This is a genomic window from Ectobacillus panaciterrae DSM 19096 (assembly GCF_000430785.1).
Classification (GTDB): Bacteria; Bacillota; Bacilli; order Bacillales; family Bacillaceae_G; genus Ectobacillus; species Ectobacillus panaciterrae.
The window spans coordinates 1-21,043 of sequence record NZ_KE387247.1 but is presented as its reverse complement, the minus strand read 5'-3'; the positions used below and the strand labels follow the sequence as shown (position 1 = coordinate 21,043).

The 21,043-nt window shown below is 44.3% G+C and carries 22 protein-coding genes; 1 reads left to right on the top strand and 21 read right to left on the bottom strand.

What is annotated here, in order from left to right:
• Window positions 1-165 precede the first annotated feature (165 nt).
• The 18 genes from H540_RS0124100 to H540_RS0124005 form a co-directional block, all read right to left on the bottom strand.
• Complete coding sequence (locus H540_RS0124100; RefSeq protein WP_034671872.1) at window positions 166-690, bottom strand: YpoC family protein; 525 nt, start codon at window positions 688-690, stop codon at window positions 166-168.
• Window positions 690-1,343, bottom strand: a complete 654-nt coding sequence (gene nth / locus H540_RS0124095) for an endonuclease III (RefSeq protein WP_028402738.1) — start codon at window positions 1,341-1,343, stop codon at window positions 690-692. Before nth ends, H540_RS0124100 begins: the two co-directional genes overlap by 1 nt.
• Before the next feature lie 49 nt (window positions 1,344-1,392).
• Window positions 1,393-2,097 carry a DnaD domain-containing protein gene (locus H540_RS0124090; RefSeq protein WP_028402737.1) on the bottom strand — a complete coding sequence of 235 codons (705 nt, stop codon included), beginning with the start codon at window positions 2,095-2,097 and terminating at the stop codon, window positions 1,393-1,395.
• 294 nt (window positions 2,098-2,391) lie between these two features.
• Window positions 2,392-3,684: an asparagine--tRNA ligase gene (gene asnS / locus H540_RS0124080; protein WP_028402735.1), complete on the bottom strand. Its 1,293-nt coding sequence runs from the start codon at window positions 3,682-3,684 to the stop codon at window positions 2,392-2,394.
• Between the two features lie 85 nt (window positions 3,685-3,769).
• A complete protein-coding gene (locus H540_RS0124075) occupies window positions 3,770-4,954 on the bottom strand; it encodes a pyridoxal phosphate-dependent aminotransferase (RefSeq protein WP_028402734.1) in 1,185 nt (394 codons plus the stop codon).
• A 24-nt stretch (window positions 4,955-4,978) separates the two neighbouring features.
• Window positions 4,979-5,458: a cell wall elongation regulator TseB-like domain-containing protein gene (locus H540_RS0124070; RefSeq protein WP_028402733.1), complete on the bottom strand. Its 480-nt coding sequence runs from the start codon at window positions 5,456-5,458 to the stop codon at window positions 4,979-4,981.
• A gap of 7 nt (window positions 5,459-5,465) precedes the next feature.
• A complete protein-coding gene (locus tag H540_RS32620) occupies window positions 5,466-5,636 on the bottom strand; it encodes a YpmA family protein (RefSeq protein WP_081415264.1) in 171 nt (56 codons plus the stop codon).
• 246 nt (window positions 5,637-5,882) lie between these two features.
• Window positions 5,883-8,645: an ATP-dependent DNA helicase DinG gene (gene dinG, locus H540_RS0124060; protein ID WP_028402732.1), complete on the bottom strand. Its 2,763-nt coding sequence runs from the start codon at window positions 8,643-8,645 to the stop codon at window positions 5,883-5,885.
• A gap of 610 nt (window positions 8,646-9,255) precedes the next feature.
• Entirely contained in the window at window positions 9,256-9,639 is a 384-nt protein-coding gene (gene panD, locus H540_RS0124050) for an aspartate 1-decarboxylase (RefSeq protein ID WP_028402730.1), read from the bottom strand.
• 11 nt (window positions 9,640-9,650) lie between these two features.
• Entirely contained in the window at window positions 9,651-10,496 is an 846-nt protein-coding gene (gene panC, locus H540_RS0124045; protein WP_028402729.1) for a pantoate--beta-alanine ligase, read from the bottom strand.
• On the bottom strand, window positions 10,487-11,332 hold the full coding sequence (panB, locus tag H540_RS0124040; RefSeq protein ID WP_028402728.1) for a 3-methyl-2-oxobutanoate hydroxymethyltransferase: 846 nt from the start codon (window positions 11,330-11,332) through the stop codon (window positions 10,487-10,489). Before panB ends, panC begins: the two co-directional genes overlap by 10 nt.
• Before the next feature lie 462 nt (window positions 11,333-11,794).
• Window positions 11,795-12,772, bottom strand: a complete 978-nt coding sequence (locus tag H540_RS0124035; RefSeq protein ID WP_028402727.1) for a bifunctional biotin--[acetyl-CoA-carboxylase] synthetase/biotin operon repressor — start codon at window positions 12,770-12,772, stop codon at window positions 11,795-11,797.
• On the bottom strand, window positions 12,757-13,944 hold the full coding sequence (locus tag H540_RS0124030; protein WP_028402726.1) for a CCA tRNA nucleotidyltransferase: 1,188 nt from the start codon (window positions 13,942-13,944) through the stop codon (window positions 12,757-12,759). The genes H540_RS0124035 and H540_RS0124030 overlap by 16 nt, the downstream gene beginning before the upstream one ends.
• A complete protein-coding gene (bshA, locus tag H540_RS0124025; protein WP_028402725.1) occupies window positions 13,931-15,073 on the bottom strand; it encodes an N-acetyl-alpha-D-glucosaminyl L-malate synthase BshA in 1,143 nt (380 codons plus the stop codon). The genes H540_RS0124030 and bshA overlap by 14 nt, the downstream gene beginning before the upstream one ends.
• A complete protein-coding gene (gene bshB1 / locus H540_RS0124020) occupies window positions 15,073-15,768 on the bottom strand; it encodes a bacillithiol biosynthesis deacetylase BshB1 (protein ID WP_028402724.1) in 696 nt (231 codons plus the stop codon). Before bshB1 ends, bshA begins: the two co-directional genes overlap by 1 nt.
• A 10-nt stretch (window positions 15,769-15,778) precedes the next feature.
• Complete coding sequence (gene mgsA, locus H540_RS0124015; RefSeq protein ID WP_028402723.1) at window positions 15,779-16,168, bottom strand: methylglyoxal synthase; 390 nt, start codon at window positions 16,166-16,168, stop codon at window positions 15,779-15,781.
• A 14-nt stretch (window positions 16,169-16,182) separates the two neighbouring features.
• Complete coding sequence (gene dapB, locus H540_RS0124010) at window positions 16,183-16,983, bottom strand: 4-hydroxy-tetrahydrodipicolinate reductase (RefSeq protein ID WP_028402722.1); 801 nt, start codon at window positions 16,981-16,983, stop codon at window positions 16,183-16,185.
• Complete coding sequence (locus H540_RS0124005) at window positions 16,980-17,321, bottom strand: nucleotide pyrophosphohydrolase (RefSeq protein ID WP_051317270.1); 342 nt, start codon at window positions 17,319-17,321, stop codon at window positions 16,980-16,982. The genes dapB and H540_RS0124005 overlap by 4 nt, the downstream gene beginning before the upstream one ends.
• 142 nt (window positions 17,322-17,463) lie before the next feature.
• Here H540_RS0124005 and H540_RS0124000 point away from each other — a divergent pair, with 142 nt between their 5' ends.
• The gene (locus H540_RS0124000; RefSeq protein ID WP_034671870.1) at window positions 17,464-18,342 is read left to right on the top strand and encodes a YitT family protein; all 879 of its coding nucleotides are present in this window, start codon (window positions 17,464-17,466) and stop codon (window positions 18,340-18,342) included.
• Window positions 18,343-18,671: 329 nt separating this feature from the next.
• Here H540_RS0124000 and H540_RS0123995 read toward each other — a convergent pair whose 3' ends face one another.
• The 3 genes from H540_RS0123995 to lhaT all read right to left on the bottom strand — a co-directional run bounded on the left by H540_RS0123995 (window position 18,672) and on the right by lhaT (window position 20,856).
• Window positions 18,672-19,352 (bottom strand): zinc metallopeptidase, encoded by a 681-nt coding sequence (locus tag H540_RS0123995; RefSeq protein WP_028402719.1) that lies wholly within the window; start codon window positions 19,350-19,352, stop codon window positions 18,672-18,674.
• Window positions 19,353-19,434: 82 nt separating this feature from the next.
• The gene (ypjB, locus tag H540_RS0123990) at window positions 19,435-20,196 is read right to left on the bottom strand and encodes a sporulation protein YpjB (protein WP_028402718.1); all 762 of its coding nucleotides are present in this window, start codon (window positions 20,194-20,196) and stop codon (window positions 19,435-19,437) included.
• 66 nt (window positions 20,197-20,262) lie between these two features.
• Complete coding sequence (gene lhaT, locus H540_RS0123985; protein ID WP_028402717.1) at window positions 20,263-20,856, bottom strand: lipoprotein heptaprenylglyceryl N-acetyltransferase LhaT; 594 nt, start codon at window positions 20,854-20,856, stop codon at window positions 20,263-20,265.
• Window positions 20,857-21,043: the final 187 nt, after the last annotated feature.

The following is a 21,043-nucleotide window of genomic DNA, read 5'->3' as shown; positions in this document are numbered from 1 at the left end:
CCAGGCACTGGTACTAATCCAGGCACTGGTACTAATCCAGGCACTGGTACTAATCCGGGTACTGGTACTAATCCGGGTACTGGTACTAATTCAGGCACTGGTACTAATCAAAAACCGCCTGCCCAATCACCTCTTAATATTCCTTAATAGAAAAAGACCATCTCCTCAGCGAGATGGTCTTTTTTGTATGAGCATTTCTTTTACGAACAGCTTTTCAAATTCTTCGTACAACTGTGTCAGCTGAATGAAAGAATGATAATGACCCGGCTGGTTTAAAACGAACCCTAGCCTTTCAGATACATTTACCGGTTTGATTTTTAAAGCTGTCAGCTGCTGTTCTATATTCTCCAGAGATGTAAGTCTCTCATCATTCAGCCAATATAATGCCGATAAAAAATGAGCGGAGAATCGCACCGTTGGTTTCTCAGCCTCTGTCCGTCTTCTTTCTCTGAATAAAGAAGCGATACCGTCCCGCTCCTCTTTCCAGACTTCTATCATTACCGGAATAGCGTGTTCTTGATCTTGCCATGGCTCATAAGCGTCCAGCCCTTGCAGCTTCGCAAGTTCATATAGGAAGTATTCTTTTCCCGCAGCTTGCTCGAGAGTTTCAGTTTCTTCGTATACAATCGTTTCTTCCTTTACAAAGAAAGGCGGCTGCCTGAAAGCAGCGGGAATGTCCAGCTTAATCATTATGCCTTCTTCTCCTTCATTCGTTTCTTGCCTTCTCTGCATATTTCAAGAAGCGGGCACACTTCGCATTGCGGACGCTGCGCTTTGCAATGATAGCGTCCAAAGAAAATCATGCGATGGTGTGTCACACTCCACTCGTCCATCGGAACTTTTTTCATTAGCGTTTTTTCGACCTCAAGCACAGAATCCTTCCATCGGCAAAAGCCTAAACGCTTGCTTACGCGCTCTACATGCGTATCAACAGCAATCGCAGGAACACCAAACGCTACAGATACAACAACATTCGCTGTTTTTCGCCCTACTCCGGGAAGCTTTGTCAGCTCATCGCGGTCTCTCGGAACCTCTCCGCCGTATTCCTCAAGAAGCATTTGGCACAGCTTTTGAATATTTTTTGCTTTATTGCGATACAAACCAATTGAGCGAATATCCTGCTGCAGCTCTTCTAATGACACACGCAAATAATCCTCCGGTGTTTTATATTTTTGGAATAGGTTCTTTGTTACCTTATTTACGAGGGCATCCGTACATTGAGCGGATAACGCTACAGCTATAACTAATTCAAAAGGGTTGGAATGATTCAACTCACAGTGCGCCTGCGGAAACATCTCCCCCATAACGTCAAGACAATGACGAGTTTGTTTGGTCGTTAACATCGATTCCCTCCTCTACACTACGATGATGCTATACAAAAAGGCAAGATTCTTATTGTTCCAACCAATTATAAAACGGGACTTTCCCCGTATATTTTGCTTCCTGACGGGGCAGCTGATTTTTCGTCTGATGAGGTCGAAACTTTTGCCCATAGTTTTGCGCCTGCTCGACCGTTTTTACGCCATTCTTTTTCCATTCAAATAAAATGCGGTCAATATAGCGAAAATTAAGCTTTCCGCTCATGACTGCTTCGCGCAAAGCTGCTTGAATCAATATCATTTCATGTTCGTCTTGATCTTGCCACATCGTAAGCGTCTCACACTCGAATGGCGAGAGCGGCCGGCCAAACTCTTTTTCAAAAATACTATATAAGCTTGATTGCAAGTTTTGTTTCTTTTCCTGTTCTTCCTCAATCGTTTCATTCATTAAAAGCTGCAGCATTTTCTCCCAAAGCGGCTGTAAGGAATATGTTTCACAAATCATCTCCCCATCCTGCTTATGTCCCTCTATTGTTACAAAGCTGCGCTGCATAAGCGTACGCAAAATTTCTGCGCAGCGGGTAGATGTTATCGTCATTCTTGCAGCAATTTCATCAGGAGTCGGAAACGAATTGCCTGATTCTAAAAACGTATGCACATGTAAAATAACCATAAACTCCAGCTCGTTCAAGCCCAGCTTTTTATAGTGCATCATTAAAAGCTTCGGAATAGCAATACTTCCTTGCTCAAACCATTCAAGCATAATTTTTTTCTTCATGAACTAACACCTCGCTCTCTAGTATACCACAAGATGAATGGGTTTCTGTCTGCAGAAAAGCGGAGCCGGCTCGTTCAGGTGCAGAACCAGAGGTTCTCCGTCCAAGAAAGGCGCTTTTTGCCTTTTTTGCGGCGGAGGTTCTCTGGTGGCGGCACCTAGCCGGCGGAGCTGGACATCGCCGAAAAGCGCAGTCGGCTCGTTCACACCCAGAATTTTATACTTCCTATTCAGTTAAAAAGACCTCCCCTGCTCAAGCGATGATGCTTTTTCATCGCTGATAGGGAGGTCATGCAATCACGGATATAGACGGTTTAATAAACGAGGGAACGGAATGGTTTCACGCACGTGCTCTACACCGGAAAGCCATGCTACCGTACGCTCTAAGCCGAGACCAAAGCCGGAGTGAGGAACAGAACCGTACTGACGAAGCTCCAAATACCATTTGTATGCATCCTCGCTAAGGCCATGCTCATCCAAACGCTGCTTCAGCAAATTGTAATCATCAATACGCTGAGAACCGCCTATGATTTCGCCGTATCCTTCCGGCGCAATCAAGTCTGCACACAATACAACTTCAGGACGGTTTGGATCCGGCTTCATATAGAAAGATTTGATTTGTGCCGGATAGTGCGTAATAAACACAGGTTTATCAAAGCTTTCTGCAATCGCCGTTTCATGCGGAGCGCCAAAATCATCGCCCCATTGAATGTCATCGAAGCCTTTTTCGTGCAGCATTTTTATCGCATCATCATATGTAATGCGAGGGAACGGCGCTTGTATAAGCTCAAGTCTAGAAAGGTCACGATCCAATGCTTTAAGCTCAAGCGCACAGTTTTTCAATACGGACTGCACAAGATACGATACATAATTCTCTTGTACGCGCAAGTTATCTTCATGATCGATGAAGGACATTTCCGGCTCAATCATCCAAAATTCAATTAAGTGACGGCGTGTTTTGGATTTCTCCGCACGGAATGTCGGGCCAAAGGAGAATACTTTTCCAAGCGCCATTGCTGCTGCTTCCATATACAGCTGTCCGCTTTGAGATAAGTAGGCATCCTCATCAAAGTATTTTGTATGGAATAATTCTGTTGTTCCTTCCGGCGCGCTTCCTGTAAGAATCGGCGGATCAACCTTTACAAATCCGTTGTCATGGAAAAATTCATATGTAGCACGGATAATCTCATGACGAATGCGAAGCACTGCATGCTGGCGCTTAGAACGAATCCATAAATGACGATTGTCCATTAAAAATTCCGTACCATGCTGCTTCGGCGTGATTGGATAATCAGTAGCTTCGTGAATAACTTCTACGTTTGTCACTGTTAATTCATATCCGAACGGGGAACGCTCATCTTCACGAACAATTCCTGTTACATACAAAGATGTTTCCTGTGTAAGTGCCTTTGCCTTTTGAAAAATTTCTTCGCCCACTTCTTCTTTCACTACAACCCCTTGCATAAAGCCTGAGCCGTCGCGAAGCTGCAAGAAAGCAATTTTTCCGCTGGAGCGTTTATTGGCAAGCCAAGCTCCAATCGTTACTTCTTCATTCACATAATTCTTTACTTGTGCAATAGTAGTTTTCACTTGCGTGGTCCCTCCAAAAAGCTTTCAAATTGATATTGTTCATTATACATAGCGCCGGCGCATTATGCAAAGACAGCCTCTCTATTTATCGGACTTTTTTATCCATGAACGTTTTTATGCGGTCCAACGCTTTTTCCAACTGCTCTAGGGAAGTGGCGTACGATAATCTCATGTTTTCCGGAGCGCCGAAGCCGGAACCGGGCACAATCGCGACTTTTTCTTCCTCCAACAGCGCTTTCGCCCACTCATCCACTGAATCATAGCCTGCCATAGCGGCAGCTTCTTTTACGTTCGGGAATAAATAAAACGCTCCTTGCGGCTTAAGACAAGAAAACCCTGGAATTTGAATGAGTTTATCATATACAATATTCAGTCGGCTTTCAAACGCATGACGCATTTCCTCTACAGCCTCTTGTGAATGCTGATATGCCGCAATTGTCGCATATTGTGCAATAGAAGTAGGATTGGATGTGCTATGGCCTGCCAGATTCGTCATCGCTTGAATCAATTGCTTATTGCCAGCCGCATATCCGATACGCCATCCTGTCATGGAATGTGACTTAGACACACCGTTGATAATAACGGTAAGCTGCTTCAATTCTGCTGACAGCTGTGCGATGGAAACATGCTTTGTATCGCCATACACGAGCTTCTCATAAATTTCATCGGATACAATTAAAATGTTATGCTCAACGCACACTTCGCCAAGCGCTCGCAGCTCTTCTTCTGTGTAAATCATGCCTGTCGGGTTACTCGGAGAATTAATGATGACTGCCTTTGTTTTCTCTGTAATCGCGCTTTTTAGCTGCTCCGGCGTAATTTTAAAATCGTTTTCCTCAAATCCTTCCACGAATACTGGAACACCTTCAGCAAGCTTCACCTGCTCTGGATAGCTTACCCAATAAGGAGTCGGGATAATGACCTCGTCCCCTTCATTAAGAAGAACCTGAAATAGCGTGTATAAAGCATGCTTCGCCCCGTTGCATACAATAATTTCAGTCGGTGCATAAGCGAGTTGCTGATCCTCTTGAAACTTCTTGATGATCTCTTTCTTCAGCGCGGCAAGTCCGCCTGTAGGAGTATACTTCGTATGTCCTTCAAGCATTGCCTTGTAAGCCGCTTCAATGATATGGTCTGGTGTATTGAAGTCTGGCTCTCCTGCCCCAAGGCCGATTACATCATGACCTTGCGCTTTTAATTCCTGCGCTTTTGCTGTAATCTCCAGCGTTGAGGAAGGTGTTAATGCTGATACACGCTTTGCTAATTTCATCCTGCGTTCCTCCAAATTTATAATTTAAATACTGTAATTCCTCCAAATTTCTCCATTTTTGAAATCCAGATAACAGTAATTATAACGGTTCTCTTGATCAATATATGTAACTTCCCATAGCGGTACATCGTTTTCAGCACCCAATTTTACTTTCAAGAATTCTTTTGCATTCTTTTGCTTCGCGACAATCTGCAGCACTTCTTTTTCGGAAATGCCTTCGCTTTTCTTTCTTGTCAGTACTTTTCCCTTTGTGCCGGGCACCCAAATAATCCATTGTGTCCCTGCATCATCCTTGCCTTCGATTACACTATAGGAAGATTTTTCATCATATCCATGATAATAATCCGTTCTTGTTACCGCTGTTAATTTGGCTTCTTTTTTGGCGATGGCAACCGCTTTTTCTTCTCCCTTAAGCTTTCCGCTCATTGTATCTGTATAAACGTAAACACTGTATAAAACAACCGCAATAACGGCAAAAACAATAGTTAAAATCAACTTTTTCATTGTATCCCTACGTTCTGTAAATCGTAAATATTGCTGTTTCTTTTTGTTGCTCGTCCAATGCCAGACCAAACATTAAATCTCTTTCCTTTAATGTTCGATTCAAGCTGTCCACAATTTTATACAAATCGCTTGAATACTGTACGCGCGTTGTTGCCAACACTTCAATTTTCTTTTCCATTTAAACTCCTCCATTGCACAAAAATTTCTAATCATAGAAGAAAGACATACGGTTACAATAAAGATACACTCACCACAAAGCCTGCTTCGCTACCCATTTATTATAGCAGGTGATTTTCTTCTATAAAAGGTTTGAGTAGGCAGTGTTTTATCTTAGCATTACTTTTTCATCTTCATGATGGCATCTATATACTAAAAAATTTCCTTCTACCCACATTCTCGGCCTGTACTCGCTGCAGGCTTTTCTTTATGAGTCCGCTATCGCAAGCAATTGTTCAAGCGGCTTTTCATAAACTGGAATCTCAGGAATTGACGATGTGAATTTGCTTCCATAAAACGTAGTAGTAATGCGTCGGTCTAACACAAAGAACAATCCTTTGTCTTCCTTTGTACGGATTAGGCGGCCGAATCCTTGCTTAAAACGGATTACGGCTTGCGGCAATGACAATGTAAGGAACGCATTTTTGCCGGTTGCTTTTAATTTCGCTGCTCTTGCAGCCATTACCGGATGGTCCGGAGGCATAAACGGCAAACGCACCATTACGAGACAGCTGAGCGGTATATCAATTCCTTCCCAAAAACTATTCGTTCCAAACAAAATTGCTTTTTCAAACTGCTGAAAGTTTTTGGTCATTCTGACACGGCTGCCGCTGTTTGCCCCTTGTGCCAAAATAGCAAATTCCTGCAGCGCTTCGTTCTCTTTTACAATCGCATACGTTTGTCTCAGCATTTCATATGAGGTGAACAATACGAGCATCCGTCCGTTTGCCGCCTTTGCGATGGCTGAAATTTGTGCCGCTATAGCCTGTACATATTCTTCCTGCGATACATGTTTAATATTAGGCACGTCTGTCGGAATCATCATTTGAACTTGCTGCTCATAAGAAAACGGCGAGGGAACGCTCATAGCAGAAGGATGAAAATCAGATAACCCGAGCGTTTCAATCATATAGTCGAAAGTTCCATTAACCGTTAATGTCGCAGACGTGAGAATGACACTTTTCCGCTTGGCAAAGAGCTGATCTGCAAGCATCTCGCTTACATCAATCGGCTGCTTATATATGACTGTCGAGTGCAACGTACCTTTTGCTTCCGCTTCCATCCATGTAACACCGTCCGATTGCTCATCAAGCAGCAGGTGCACAAGCGTGCTGCGAAATTCTTCAAGAGATTGTATAAGGTCCCGAAATTCTTCCGCTATAACCGACGTTTTCATCCGTTTCTCTATGATGACCTCTTGCTCTTGAAACTGCTGTAAGACTCCTCTTAGAGAATATGAGAGACGGTCGGCCGCTTCCGTAATCGCCCTCCAAAGCTTTCCTCTTTCTTTTTGGATGTCGTAACGGTACACCAAACGAATATTGCCTTCCGTTTGGTGTTTTTGCCGATCGAACAAGAATGAGCGAAGCATGCGAAACAGCTCATCAGATTCAAACTTTATCTCCTTCAACGCTTTATTGATTTGCTTAAAAGCAGATAAAGATGCAAAGTGGTACTGGTCCATCGTTTCATACAGCTTCGTTAAGACATCATTGGTTTCCAATGTTCCAATGCGCGAAAGGAGCAGCTGAAAGTGCAGGCAGGAAAACTGTTCTCCAAGCGCATGACTCGATACTTCTTCAATATGATGCGCTTCATCGAGTACAACATATTCATAAGAAGACAGCAGGGATTCTTCATGATTCAAATCATGAAAAAGCAAGGCATGATTCGTAATGATTATATCGGCAAAATACACCCGATGCTTAGCGCGCTGATAAAAACAGCGGGTGCCCCACTGCTTGCTCGGCATGTTGGCATCGCTGCAAATGCGCTCCCACAGTAATCTTCCTCCTGAAGGCAAGTTCAGTTCATCCACATCTCCAGTTTCCGTTTGCAACAGCCATACAAGAATCTCCGCTTTTGTTAAGATGCTATCGTAATTCGTGTCTTCTTCTGATAAAGCATGCTCAAACTTATGCAGGCATATATAATGCTTGCGCCCTTTAATAAGAGCTGCTTCAAACGGAAATGGAAGAATTCGCTTGAGAAGCGGAATCTCCTTTTCGAGAATTTGCTGCTGAAGCTGAACTGTTTGTGTGCTTATCACAACAGGCTGCTCCTTCTCATACGCATAAAACAAAGCTGGAATGAGATAAGCAAGCGTTTTGCCTGTCCCCGTCCCTGCTTCAATAAGAGAAAAACGGGCATTTGTAAAGGCTTCATACACCTCTTGCATCATCATGCTTTGTCCTTCACGTTCTTCAAACATGGGCATCTCGCGCTTCAAACGTGCCGCCATCGTTTTTGAAAACATAGAAAAAGAAATGTTGTCCTTCTCGCCAAGGTTTACTGCATAAGTGTTTTTGCGCAGCGCAATGCTGCGGTGTATGTCGTATTGTTGTTTGGTTGGATCATGCTCAGCCTTATTCAATATGTAAAAAGATAGCAATTCCTCTAAATCGCTTTTAAAACCTTTACTGAGCTGATAGAGCGATTGCAGTGTGATTAACGGCAAATCATTCAGCTTATCGCAAAGATTTAAAAACAACTCCGCTGTCACCATTGCATCACTGTCGGCCCGATGCGGTTTTTCATGGTTCAGCTCAAAATATTTTGCTAAATCTCCAAGCTTATAGCTGTCTGAAGTCGGCAGCAATATCCGCGCCAGCTCAACCGTGTCAATTGCAGGGCATGATGGCGGCATATATCCTGCATTTTTCAGTTCCTCTTGCAGGAAGTTCCAATCAAAATGAACATTATGCGCAACAAAATACGAGTTTTCCAAGAGTTCGACTATCATCGGAGCGATATCACGGAAAAGAGGAGCTCGCTGCACCATTTCATCATGTATTCCCGTCAGCTCTGAAATAAACGGGGGAATCGGCTTCTCAGGATTTAAAAACGTGGAAAAAATCTCATGCACTTCGCCGTTTTCAATTACAACAGCGGCAAGTTCTGTAATCTTATCAACACCGCCCTTAGCGGCGTTTCCTGTCGTTTCTAAATCAACGACAACATATCTGTTCATATTCTAACACCTCACTTACCTTCCCAACCCGAAACACTGTTCCTACTGTTTACTATACCACGAATTCGCCAAACTTAATAAGAAAAGCGGAGCCGACTGTTCAGGTGCAGAACCAAAGGTTCCTTCCCCTCAAAGGCGCTTTTTGCCTTTGTGTGGGAAGGGTTCTTTGGTGGCAGCACCTAGGAGGCGCAGCTAGACATCAAGAAAAGCGGAGCCTTCGAGGCGCAGAGACCAAGGTTCTCCGCCCTAAAAGGCGCTTTTTGCCTTTTTGTGGCGGAGGTTCTTGGACGGCAGCACCTAGCCGGTGGAGCTAGACACCACGAAAAGCGCAACCGGCTCGTTCAGGTGCAGAGACCAAGGTTCTCCGCCCTAAAAGGCGCTTTTTGCCTTTTTGTGGCGGAGGTTCTTGGACGGCAGCGCCTCGAAGGCGGAGCTAGACATCAAGAAAAGCAGAGCCTTCGAGGCGCAGAACCAGAGGTCCCTCTCCCTCAAAGGCGCTTTTTGCCTTTGTGCAGGTTCTCTGAAAGGAGAGTTGAACACGCCGATTATATATGTTCTTGTCCTTTTAAAAGAAGTAAAAAAATCCCCATAAAAAATGGGGATTTTCACTTTATAGAATCGTGCAGGCCGGTTCATAGCCAAGCATTTGTTCAATATTGTTTTCCTCATCTAAAACGGCAATTTTCGGCTTATGTTCATGCACCTTTTCTTCCGGTACAAGACCGTAGGCAATGATGATTACTTTATCACCTGGCTGTACTAGTCTTGCTGCTGCTCCATTTAAGCATACGACCTTGCTGCCGCGCTCTCCTTTAATGATATACGTTTCAAAGCGGGCACCGTTATTGTTGTTTACAATCTGCACCTTTTCGTTTTCTACTACGCCGACTGCATCCATCAAATCTTCGTCGATTGTAATGCTGCCCACGTAGTTCAAATTCGCTTCCGTTACTGTTGCGCGATGTAATTTCGCTCTCATCATTGTACGAAACATGTCTGCTCCCCCTAGATTGTAAATGTGATGTTGTCAATTAACCTTGCTTTTGCAAACTTAACAGCTACGGCCACGATAATAGTGCCTTTTATTCTCTCAAGCTCCGTCAACTGCGGATAAGCGTATACCTCTGTATAATCTATTTCCCCGCTTGTATGCGTAATAATATAATTCGTTACAATTGCTTTCACCGCCTGAGGATCTCGTTCCCCTTCTTCAACCGCCTGCTTTGCGAGCTGCAGGCTTTGGTATAAATGCGGTGCTTCTTTCCGCTCGCTTTCAGATAAATATACGTTGCGCGAACTTTTTGCGAGTCCGTCTTCTTCCCTCACTGTTTCAACCGGTATGAGGGTTACCGGAATATTATAATCGGAAATGAGCCCTTGCACCACTGCCACTTGTTGGGCATCTTTCATTCCGAAATAGGCGCGATGAGGCATCGTAATATTAAATAGCTTCAAGAGAACTGTCGCTACGCCGTCAAAGTGTCCCGGGCGCTTTTCACCGCATAATACCTCTGTACGCGCAGTTACCGTCACTTTCGTTGTTAACGGAGTCGGATACATTTCTTCAACACTTGGATAAAACAAATAATCCACAGATGCTGTGCGAGCAAGTTCTTCGTCTCTTTCAATATTGCGCGGATATCTGTCAAAATCCTCGTTCGGTCCGAATTGAAGCGGATTTACAAATACGCTCAGTACAACGATATCATTTTCTTTTCTTGCTTGCTGCAGCAATGTGAGATGGCCTTCATGCAAATATCCCATCGTTGGTACAAATCCTATTGTCGTTCCTTTTGCGCGCAAGGAGAGGATAGTTTGCTGCATCTGTTCAATGTTTGAAATTATTTGCATGTTGTATTGCCTCCGTATAATGCTAAAAGTTCTTCTTCTTTCATTGTAAAAGAATGGGCGTCGTCAGGAAATTGACGTTCCTTAACTTCCTGAACATACTGATGAATACCGCGCACAATTTCGTCTTGCACGGATGCGTATTGTTTCACGAATTTTGGGACACGCCCCACTCCATATGTGATGATATCATGATAGACAAGCACTTGCCCATCGGTTTTGTTGCCTGCTCCAATGCCGATTGTCGGAATGGCAAGCTGCATAGAAATTTCTTCTGCCAATTGCTTTGGCACACATTCTAAAACAAGTGCGGCAGCGCCTGCTTCCTGGCACTGCTTCGCATCCTCCAGTAATTTGCGCGCACTCTCAGCGTCTTTTCCTTGCACGTTGTATCCGCCCAGTACGCCGACAGCTTGAGGAGTTAAACCAAGGTGAGCCACCACAGGAACTCCTGCATGTGTCAAGAGACGGATAATATCCACCACTTCATCGGCTCCTTCTACCTTTACAGCGTGCGCTCCGCTTTCCTGGATAATGCGCTGTGCATTCTTCATCGTCTCTTCTTTTGATACGTGATAAGACATAAAAGGCATGTCAGTCACAACGAATGTATTCCCTGCACCGCGGCGTACTGCCTTCGTATGATGAATCATGTCCTCGACTGTAACAGGAATGGTGGAATCATAGCCAAGCACCACCATTCCGAGCGAGTCTCCGACAAGAATCATATCTACGTCAGCTTGCTCTGCCAGCTTTGCAGAAGGATAATCATATGCCGTAACCATTACAATTGCTTCACCCTGCCGCTTCATTTCCATAAAATCTTTTGTCGTTTTCATACGTCTCCTCCTTGTTTAGGATAAGGAGAGGGACGATGCAAGAAAAGCGGAACCGGCTCATTCAGCTTCGAAAGGCAGAGAACCTCCACACTTAAAGGCGCTTTTTCCTTTATCTCGCTCTAAACGTCCGTAACAGGACTGCTTAGACAAGATGCACAAACGGACGCTAAGAGCCCGATTGATTCAACTAACATCCGTGGAGGAAAAATCACCTCCACAGATGAAGTTTCATCTTATGAGGGGAGGTTCTCTGATAGGAGGAACTAACCGGTGCAGCCAGACACAAAAAATCCTTCTTTCCATGCGGAAAGAAGGATTATGCTTCGCAATCTCATCCCTCTGTCCCAGTCCTTATTGGATCCAGGCAGAACCCATTGTATGTGATATAAACTTCAGGTGCAGTTCAATTAGATACTGCCCATATTCGAATTCATTATACCAGACTGCTCTGGTCTTTTGCCACTAGATTTCAATATCTGCAGAGTGAATATAATGAATATTCCCGCTTTTATCTTCAAGAATGAGAACTCCATCTTCTGTAATGCCTTTCGCAGTTCCTACGAGCGTCTGATGGAGCGTTCTTGCTGTAATTTCCTTTCCGATGCTGACAGCGTGGCTTTCCCACAACATTTTAATAAGACCAAACCCATTTTGCAAATATTCCTTGTACAGCTTCTCCATTTGTGCAAAAACAGCCTGCATCAAGGATGCTCTGTTTACCTCAGCTCCTTTTTCGATGGCAAGCGAGGTAGCAATATGCTGAATCTCATCCGCAAAATGATGCTTCTGCTGATTCACATTAATTCCGATTCCAATTATAACAGCGTGAATTCGATCGGGGTCTGCCTGCAGCTCAGTCAAAATTCCCACTGCCTTTTTGCCGTTTATAAGGATATCATTCGGCCACTTAATTCCTGCCGATAGACCAGTATATGCCTCAATCGCTTGCGCTACGCTTACCGCTGCCAGCAATGTAAGCTGAGGAGCTTGGTGAACCGGAATGGCAGGACGCAAAATGAGACTCATCCATATGCCCGTTCCTTTTGGAGAGTGCCACTGACGGCTCAGCCTCCCCCGTCCTGCTGTTTGTTCTTCTGCAACGATCACTGTACCTTCAGGTGCTCCCTCATACACAAGACGGGAAGCAATCTTTTGGGTGGAGTCCACCGTTTCTTCAAAATGAACATACCGCCCAATATATTCTGTTTGCAGCCCCAGTTGAATTTCGTTTCCTGTTACTTTTTCAGGCTTACCGGCAATGCGATATCCGAGACGGCGAACCGCTTCCAGTTCATACCCTTCCTTGCGAAGGTCCTCCATATGCTTCCATACAGCCGTACGGGAGCAGCCGAGCTTTTCGCTGATTGCTTGCCCGGAAATAAATTCTCCGTCAGCTTCTGAAAACATCTCCAGAAGCTGTTTTCTTATAGAAGTTTGCATGTATTCAGCCACTCCTTAATGCTTTCTCGCGAGTTAGCAGTTTTTCTGTACAGCACTGCCCGTTCAATTTCCTCTAATAGAGCTGCCACCCACGGACCGCCCTTTTTCTCTGTCCATTGCAGCAAATCCGTCCCGGTCACCTGCAATTGCTTTCGGTTATGAATCGGAAGTGATTGGTATTGCTTTTTGACACGCTGCGTATGTACATGTTTACAGTTAAGAATGGCATATAAAGTTTCTGCCATCACGGCAATTTCTTCTCCAGCCTCATAAAGCAAAAGCTCGTCCCAATCCTGCATGTGCCGTTTCTTAAGAAAATTCAGCACTGCTGTGATGCTTTTTATTTTTTTATTGGACAACTTCCAGCTTCGAAGTACAGTTTCTGCATCGTTTATTTTGACAATGTATAATAACAAGGCCCATGCCTCTGTATCTGTTGTAACATATGCCCATTCATACACGGAAGCTTGTATAAGCTCGTTTTGCTTCTTCTCCAAATAAGGCAAGTATTCATACAGCTTTGTTTCTTTTAAAAGAGGAAGTGCTTGCTGCACGTACCGGCCAAGCAGCAGCTTCTCAAACTCTGCAGCAATGCGCTCGATCGCAATGTGGCGAAGCAGCGGCGCATGCTCTGCAATAGCCTGCTTCGTCGCTTCGCTTAAAGTAAAGCCAAGCACACTGACAAACCGAACGCCGCGCATCATGCGGAGAGCGTCTTCCTGAAAACGCTCATGCGGATTTCCGACCGTTTCAATTTGTTTATTTTGAATAGCACGCCGACCGCCGAACGGATCAAGGATTTCTCCCTCCTCCGTCATCGCAATTGCGTTCATTGTAAAATCCCGCCGCTGCAAATCCTCGGTAAGAGAACGGACGAAAGCAACTTCACTAGGTCTTCTGAAGTCTTCGTAGCCTGACTCTGTGCGAAAAGTTGTAACTTCATACGCAACATCTTCATCAAGTACAATAACTGTGCCGTGCTCCAGTCCGACCGGAACGTGACGAGGAAAAATCTTCATGACTTCATCCGGCAAAGCAGAGGTGGCAATATCAATATCGCCGATCGGACGGTTAATCAAATAGTCACGAACGCTGCCCCCTACAAAATAAGCTTCATATCCTCTTTGCTTTAATATTCGAATGATGGATGATGCTTGTTCAAATCGCTCCATTCGCTTCACCTAACAGTTCATGATACATCGCTTCATATTCAGACACAATGATCTCGGAACTGAAACGCTCCTTTATGGATCGCTGCGCTTCTTCTGCCATCTTTTTATGAAGCTGCCCATCCTTCAGCAGCTCCGCAGCTTTTTCAGCTATTCCCTGCACGTCACCAAGCTCGCATATATAACCTGTTTCTTCGTCTTCAATGACTTCGGGGATACCGCCGACCCTAGTCCCGATACAAGGCACGCCGCAAGCCATCGCTTCTAAAAGAACGAGTCCAAAGCTTTCCTTTTCGGACAGAAGAAGCATTAAATCGCTCATGGATAAGAGCTCTTCTACATTATCCTGCTTTCCTAAGAATAAAACTTTGCCTTCTAAGTTCAAGTTTTTAACAAGCCTCGTCATCGCGCAAAGTTCCGGTCCGTCTCCGACAAGCAGCAGCTTGGACGGCACCTGCTGTTCGATCAGGGCGAACGAGCGGATGACATCTTCCACACGCTTAACTTTTCGGAAGTTTGATATGTGAATAATAACCTTCTCTTCTTCAGAAATACCGTATTCTTCCTTCAAATGCGTCATTTCGCGTCTTTGGTACACACGCTCATCAATGAAGTTGTGAACCGTACGAATTTCCTTTTTAGGTTTGATAAGCTGATGCGTTTCCTCTACAAGAGAGTGGGAAACAGCAGTCACTATATCAGATTGCTCGATGCCAAAACGAATTAAATTATTAAGAGAATCATCGTAGCCGAGTATCGTAATGTCCGTACCATGCAAGGTCGTTATAATTTTGACAGGGTGCGCTGCCATTTGCTTTGCCAAAATAGCGCAAATCGCGTGCGGAATCGCATAATGAACATGAAGCAGATCCAGCTTTTCCCGATCTACTACTTCCGCCATTTTGCTTGCAAGCGCCAAATCATAAGGCGGATACTGAAATACGGAATATTGATTTACATCCACTTGATGAAAGTAAATATTTGGATAAAATTTATTCAAACGAAACGGCACGCTCGATGTAATAAAATGAATTTCATGGCCTTGTTCGGCCAACAGTTTCCCAAGCTCTGTACCGATTACACCTGATCCTCCGACAGATGGATAACAGGTAATTCCGATTTTTAGCTTCATCACACACCTCCAAGCAAATCATTATGCAATACTAGAGGCTTCTTGCTGATAAACCCTTCGGCATATGCTACCCCGACTTCTTTTCCGAACATCTTTTCTCTCGCGATCACAGTCTCGACATACCCTTCGGTCAAAGGTGTAGCAATTTCTCCCTTAGAGAATTGACTCTCATAAGCTTGCAGAGCTTGTATTTTCCCTTCCATTTCTTCGCTGACATCGACACAAAAAGAAGGTTTATGAAATCCGTTAATCATATAAAAATACATGGCCTGCACTTTATGAGCCGGGAACGTCGGCATATATTTGCGAATACCGGCTGAAAAAACAGCTTCCTCTACCAAACGGGCACAAGCTGCATGATCGGGGTGCCGGTCCTCGTGAAAAGGAGCAAATATAAGCTTTGGTTTATATGTACGAATGATTTCTACAATCTTGGCTAGATATCTTTCATTCCATTGCAAACCGCGATCGGGAAATCCGAGGTTTATGCGTGCCGTCACATTCATAATGCCGGCAGCTTTCTTTGCTTCTTGCTGCCGCAGCACAACAGTTCCATTTGAAGAAAGCTCTGCCTCTGTCAAATCGCAAATGCCGATTTTATATCCGCGTTTGCTATATTTTATAATGGTAGCAGCCATGCCGATTTCCACATCGTCGGCATGTGCTCCAAATGCTAGTATATCTAGTTCACCCATGATGTTCTCCTTATAACTGTCTGTAATCTAAATCTCCCCGTTCTAAACCATGCATTAACAGCTCTGCACTCGCCATATTCGTAGCAAGGGGAATCGAATACACATCACACAGACGCAGCAAAGCATTTACATCCGGCTCATGCGGCTGGGCAGTTAGCGGATCGCGGAAAAAAATGACCATATCCATATCATTTTTTGCAATCATCGCCCCAATTTCCTGATCGCCGCCAAGCGGACCGGATTGATAGCGCGTCACGGATAAGCCGGTAGCTTCCATAATGCGCAGCCCCGTTGTTCCTGTAGCAAACAATTCGTGCTTTTCGAATATAGGTTTATAAGCGTATGCAAAGGACACCATGTCCTGCTTTTTCTTATCGTGAGCAATTAATGCAATTTTCATCTCTCGTTTCCCCTTTAGTCCACAATATTTTCTAAACCGTATACAAGTGTTTCTAAATTCATGACCGTTTCAATGGACATCTTAACACCTGACATGAAAGAAGCACGATTAAAAGAATCATGGCGAATCGTAAGCATTTGTCCGTCTCCCCCGAACAATACCTCTTGATGCGCAATAAGTCCCGGCAGACGCACGCTGTGAATATGAATGCCGTCCACTTCCGCGCCGCGCGCTCCTTGCAGCTGTTCCGTCTCGTTAGGATGGCCTTGTTGCTTCGGCTCTCTCGCAGTGCGGATTAAATCAACGGTTTTCAGCGCTGTTCCGGACGGAGCATCGAGCTTTTGATCATGATGCAGTTCAATGACTTCCACATCCTGAAAGTATTTCGCTGCTGTTTGCGCAAATTTCATCATCAAAATAGCTCCGATTGCAAAATTCGGCGCAATAATCGTTCCGACTTTTTTCTCCTCTGCAGTACGGGTAAGCTGCTGAATTTCCTCTTCGGTAAAGCCGGTTGTTCCGATAACAGAGCGCAGATCATGCTGAAGCGCGGTATGTATATGCTGTTTGCCGATTTCCGGCGTTGTTAAATCCAATAATACATCAGCCTGCTCCTTCTGTAAGCATTCCTCTAAGCTTTCATAAATAGGAGCGTCTAATGCCGGAAGCCCTTCCAAATCTGCTATGCGTTTGCCGCCATGCTTATAGTCTACTGCTGCAACTAATTGAAAATGCGATGTGCGTTCCATTAAACGAACTGCTTCTTGACCCATTCTTCCCCTTGGACCTGCAATAATAACACGAATTGTCTTCATTCTGCTTTCTCTCCCTCTTTTCGCGTCCAGCGATCTCTATCACGCGTGTTGAATTTTTCCATTACTCTATTATGAGCTGTTTCTAGATCAATGTTCAAGCTGTTTGCCATACAAATAGTCACGAATAACAAATCTCCCAGTTCTTCCTCAATCGTCCGCTCTTTTTCGGTTGTTTTTTTCGGCTTTTCTCCGTAGTAATGATTCACTTCACGGGCAAGCTCTCCCACTTCCTCAGTCAGCCTCGCCATCATAGCAAGCGGGCTAAAATAGCCTTCTTTGAATTGGCTTATGTATGCATCTACTTCATGCTGCATTAATTTCATTGTTTTATCTTCCATTTTGTTCACCTCGACTCCTTCTATTTTCATGTTAGCCAATTCCCGGCTGTTTGACAAATTTTTCAGCAGGCATACATTATTTGCCACGGTTTAAAGGATACACTATAATAAGGTGTTGTACTAACATATCAGGGGGAATAGCATGCTAAATATCCGAATTCGCAACATTATCTTTATCCTGCTGGGATCCGCCATTTTTTCATTCGGCATTGTAAACATTAACATTGAAAATCATTTAGCAGAGGGCGGCTTTACAGGAATTACCCTTTTGCTTTATTTTTTGTTTCAATTAGATCCTTCTTATACGAACTTGATTCTTAACATTCCGTTGTTTTTCATTGGATGGAAGCTTCTTGGAAAAACAACCTTCATCTATACGCTTATCGGTACTGTAAGTGTTTCTGTATTTCTGTGGATCTTTCAGCGCTACGATGTTTTCAATCTTCATTTAAACTTACAGAAGGATATGACGCTGGCAGCATTGTTTGCAGGTGTATTCATCGGCGTTGGACTTGGCATTATTTTTCGGTTCGGCGGAACAACGGGCGGCGTCGATATTATTGCCCGGCTCGCACATAAATACGCAGGCTGGAGCATGGGGAAAACCATGTTCCTTTTTGATGCAGCCGTAATCGCCTTATCCATCCTTACATATTTGTCCTACACGCAGGGCATGTACACACTCGTAGCTGTGTTTATCGGCGCGCGTGTTATTGACTTTATGCAAGAAGGCGCATATGCAGCGAAAGGCGCTACTGTTATTTCTGATAAAAACGAAGAAATCGCCCAAAAAATCTTGTCCGAAATGGAGCGCGGCGCTACTTTCTTGAAGGGTGTAGGCACCTATACAAAAGCAGAGCGCAATGTTTTATACTGTGTTGTTGCCAAAAATGAAATTGTAAGGCTAAAGAATATCATCATTTCTGTCGACCCGCATGCATTTGTTGCAGTAAGCGATGTGCACGACGTTGTCGGTGAAGGATTTACGCTGGACGAAAACAAAAATCCGCTTCATAACTAAGAAAAGCGGAACCGGCTCGTTCAGCTCCCTCTGGAAAATGTTCTTCACCATTAAAGCCGCTTTTTGGCTTTATATGGGGAAGGTTATTTTTCAGACGGGAGCTAGCCGGTGGAGCTAGACATCAAGAAAAGCGCAACCGGCTCGTTCAGGCGCAGAACCAGAGAACCTCCGTCCTTAAAGGCGCTTTTTGCCTTTATGTGACGGAGGTTCTCTGGTGGCAGCGCCTAGCCGGTGGAACTAGACATCAAAAAAAGCGCAATCGGCTAAGTACTGGATCTATAGTTTCTTATCCTTATAAAAAAAACAGGCTATCCAGGTAGCCTGTTTTTTTAGTCATCGCTTCGCTGCATTCCTGTGTATACAAGAAGCAGACGGAGCAATTCAAATACCGCAACCGCTGCTGCCGCTACATAAGTAAGCGCCGCTGCATTCAATACCTTACGCGCGCTTCCCTCTTCTCCATGGTCTACAATCCCTAAAGAATCGATTTGCTTCATGGCACGGCGGGAAGCGTCAAATTCAACAGGAAGGGTGATAAGCTGAAACAGTACGCCTGCTGCCATTAAAACGATGCCGAGCAACAGCATATTTGATAATCTTGCAAAAATACCGATCATAATAAAAATCCACGACATATTCGATCCAAGATTTGCGACTGGCACTAACGCATGACGGAAGCGCATGAAACTGTAATCCTTAGCATCCTGGATGGCGTGTCCAACCTCATGAGCTGCCACAGCCGTTCCTGCTACAGAATTTCCGTAATAGTTGTTTGTCGACAAGCGGACCGTTTTTGTGCGAGGATCATAGTGATCGGACAGATAACCCGGTGTTTCCTCTACTGCTATGTTATACAACCCGTTTGCATCTAAAATTCTGCGCGCCACTTGTGCTCCCGTCATTCCCGACGTGGAATACACTTGCGAATATTTACTGTAGGCACTTCGCACCTTTGCCTGAGCGACTAGCGGAACAATCAAGATAATGAGGAAATAGATTAGGTACAGCATAGTCATCCTCCAATGATGTTGTAATACTTTTCATTCTATTTTTGCCACGACGGATTGTCAATTGAAATGCATCGGGTATATATTAACCATTTTTAGACTTTACACGTCGCTTTTCTTGTTCTCCTCTATATTTTCTCCAGCCGACATAAGTTAATGTAAAAATAATAATGCCGCCTGTTGCAATGATCACCCAAATGAGTGAAGGGGCCGCTTCGTCCTTGCTCGGATACTGAAATATGCTTTCCACATCTTCGCGAATTACGTTCATTTGAAGCTGTCCGTTCACATGCCTCGCCATCGTGCTGCGAGATTCATCGAGATACGAAAGATGCGCATTCAGACGCTGCAATTCTTCTTCCGGCAAATCCACCGATAAACTTGGATAAATAATAGCAATTTCATACAAGAACTCGTTTACGGCATACTGAAGCTTGGAAGCATCGTCTTGTTTCATCGCTTGCTCCATTTTGTCAAAGGCTGTCATTACAGCACGTTCTCTGTTTAGCCAAAGCGGTTGAAATTGTGAGTTTTCCGCATCTATTACAAGCCGCAGCGCCAGCATATCGTCTTCCTTCTCTTTTTGGCTCGCTCCCTCACCCATAGATTGGATTGCTTTATCGTAAGCCATCGAGATGACATGAATATGTGCAGGCGACGATACATGAACAGCATACTCTTTAGACGCATACGTCAAAATTTGCTTTGCTTTTTCATATTGCTGCTGCTTTACAAGCTGTAACGACTCGTCCAATAACTGATTCATCTCATCTGCCCCTGCCGCATACATGCGAAGCGGCAGTAAAGAAAGAACGATCCATATGATTACGGCAACGACTTTTTTCATTCCTGTCCCCCCTAAAACTTCTAATAAAGTGTATGAAGGAGTGGACAAGAATAGACCAAAATTCCTTTATTGAAGTGACAGCTCAAGTCGATTCTGCCTTATACACAAAGCGTAAGCGATTGCGATAGAGAGAATGCTCAGCCAAAATGTGAAATAGCCGATTGGCTGATAATACAAATCAAGTACGCCGTATCGCGGCATTTGCCGGAATACGTAGTCGATGATGTTGTCATGTAAGATCCATACCGCAGCAGCTGCTAAGTGCCAGTTCTTTATACGGTAAAACGGAGCGTATAAAAGCCCTTGAACAGCCATCGCACCATGCGACAGCATAAGCATGTACCCTGTCCAGTGCAAGTTTCCCTCTACAATAAGGAGCAAAAGATTCATGACCACTGCCCATACACCGTATTTAAACAGCGTGACAATCGCAAGCGCTTCTGCCAGTCCCCAGTTTTTCCGAAATAAAAAACCGATTAACACAAACACAAAGAACAAGCTGGCTGTTGGACTATCCGGTACAAACAACCAAAACTGCGGCGGCGTTTCAACAAGCTGATATTGATACCAAATGTACCCGTAAATCGTTCCTAAAACATTTACAGTAAGAAGCAATTTCAAAATCGTGCGGTCTCGAAGTATGTGATATAAAAAGGCCACTGATCTTCCCTCAACTTTCCTAAGATTCCATTCCCCTACATTATAGCAAATTTTATCCTTTCTCATGAACCTCCCCCACTTACTCGCTTCCACTCCTTGAAGTGGAGGTTTCTTAGCACCAACAAAGACAAGGTCCCATGAGAAGCGGATTTGCCATCTCCTCTCTGCACCTATGCAGGGGCTCCTT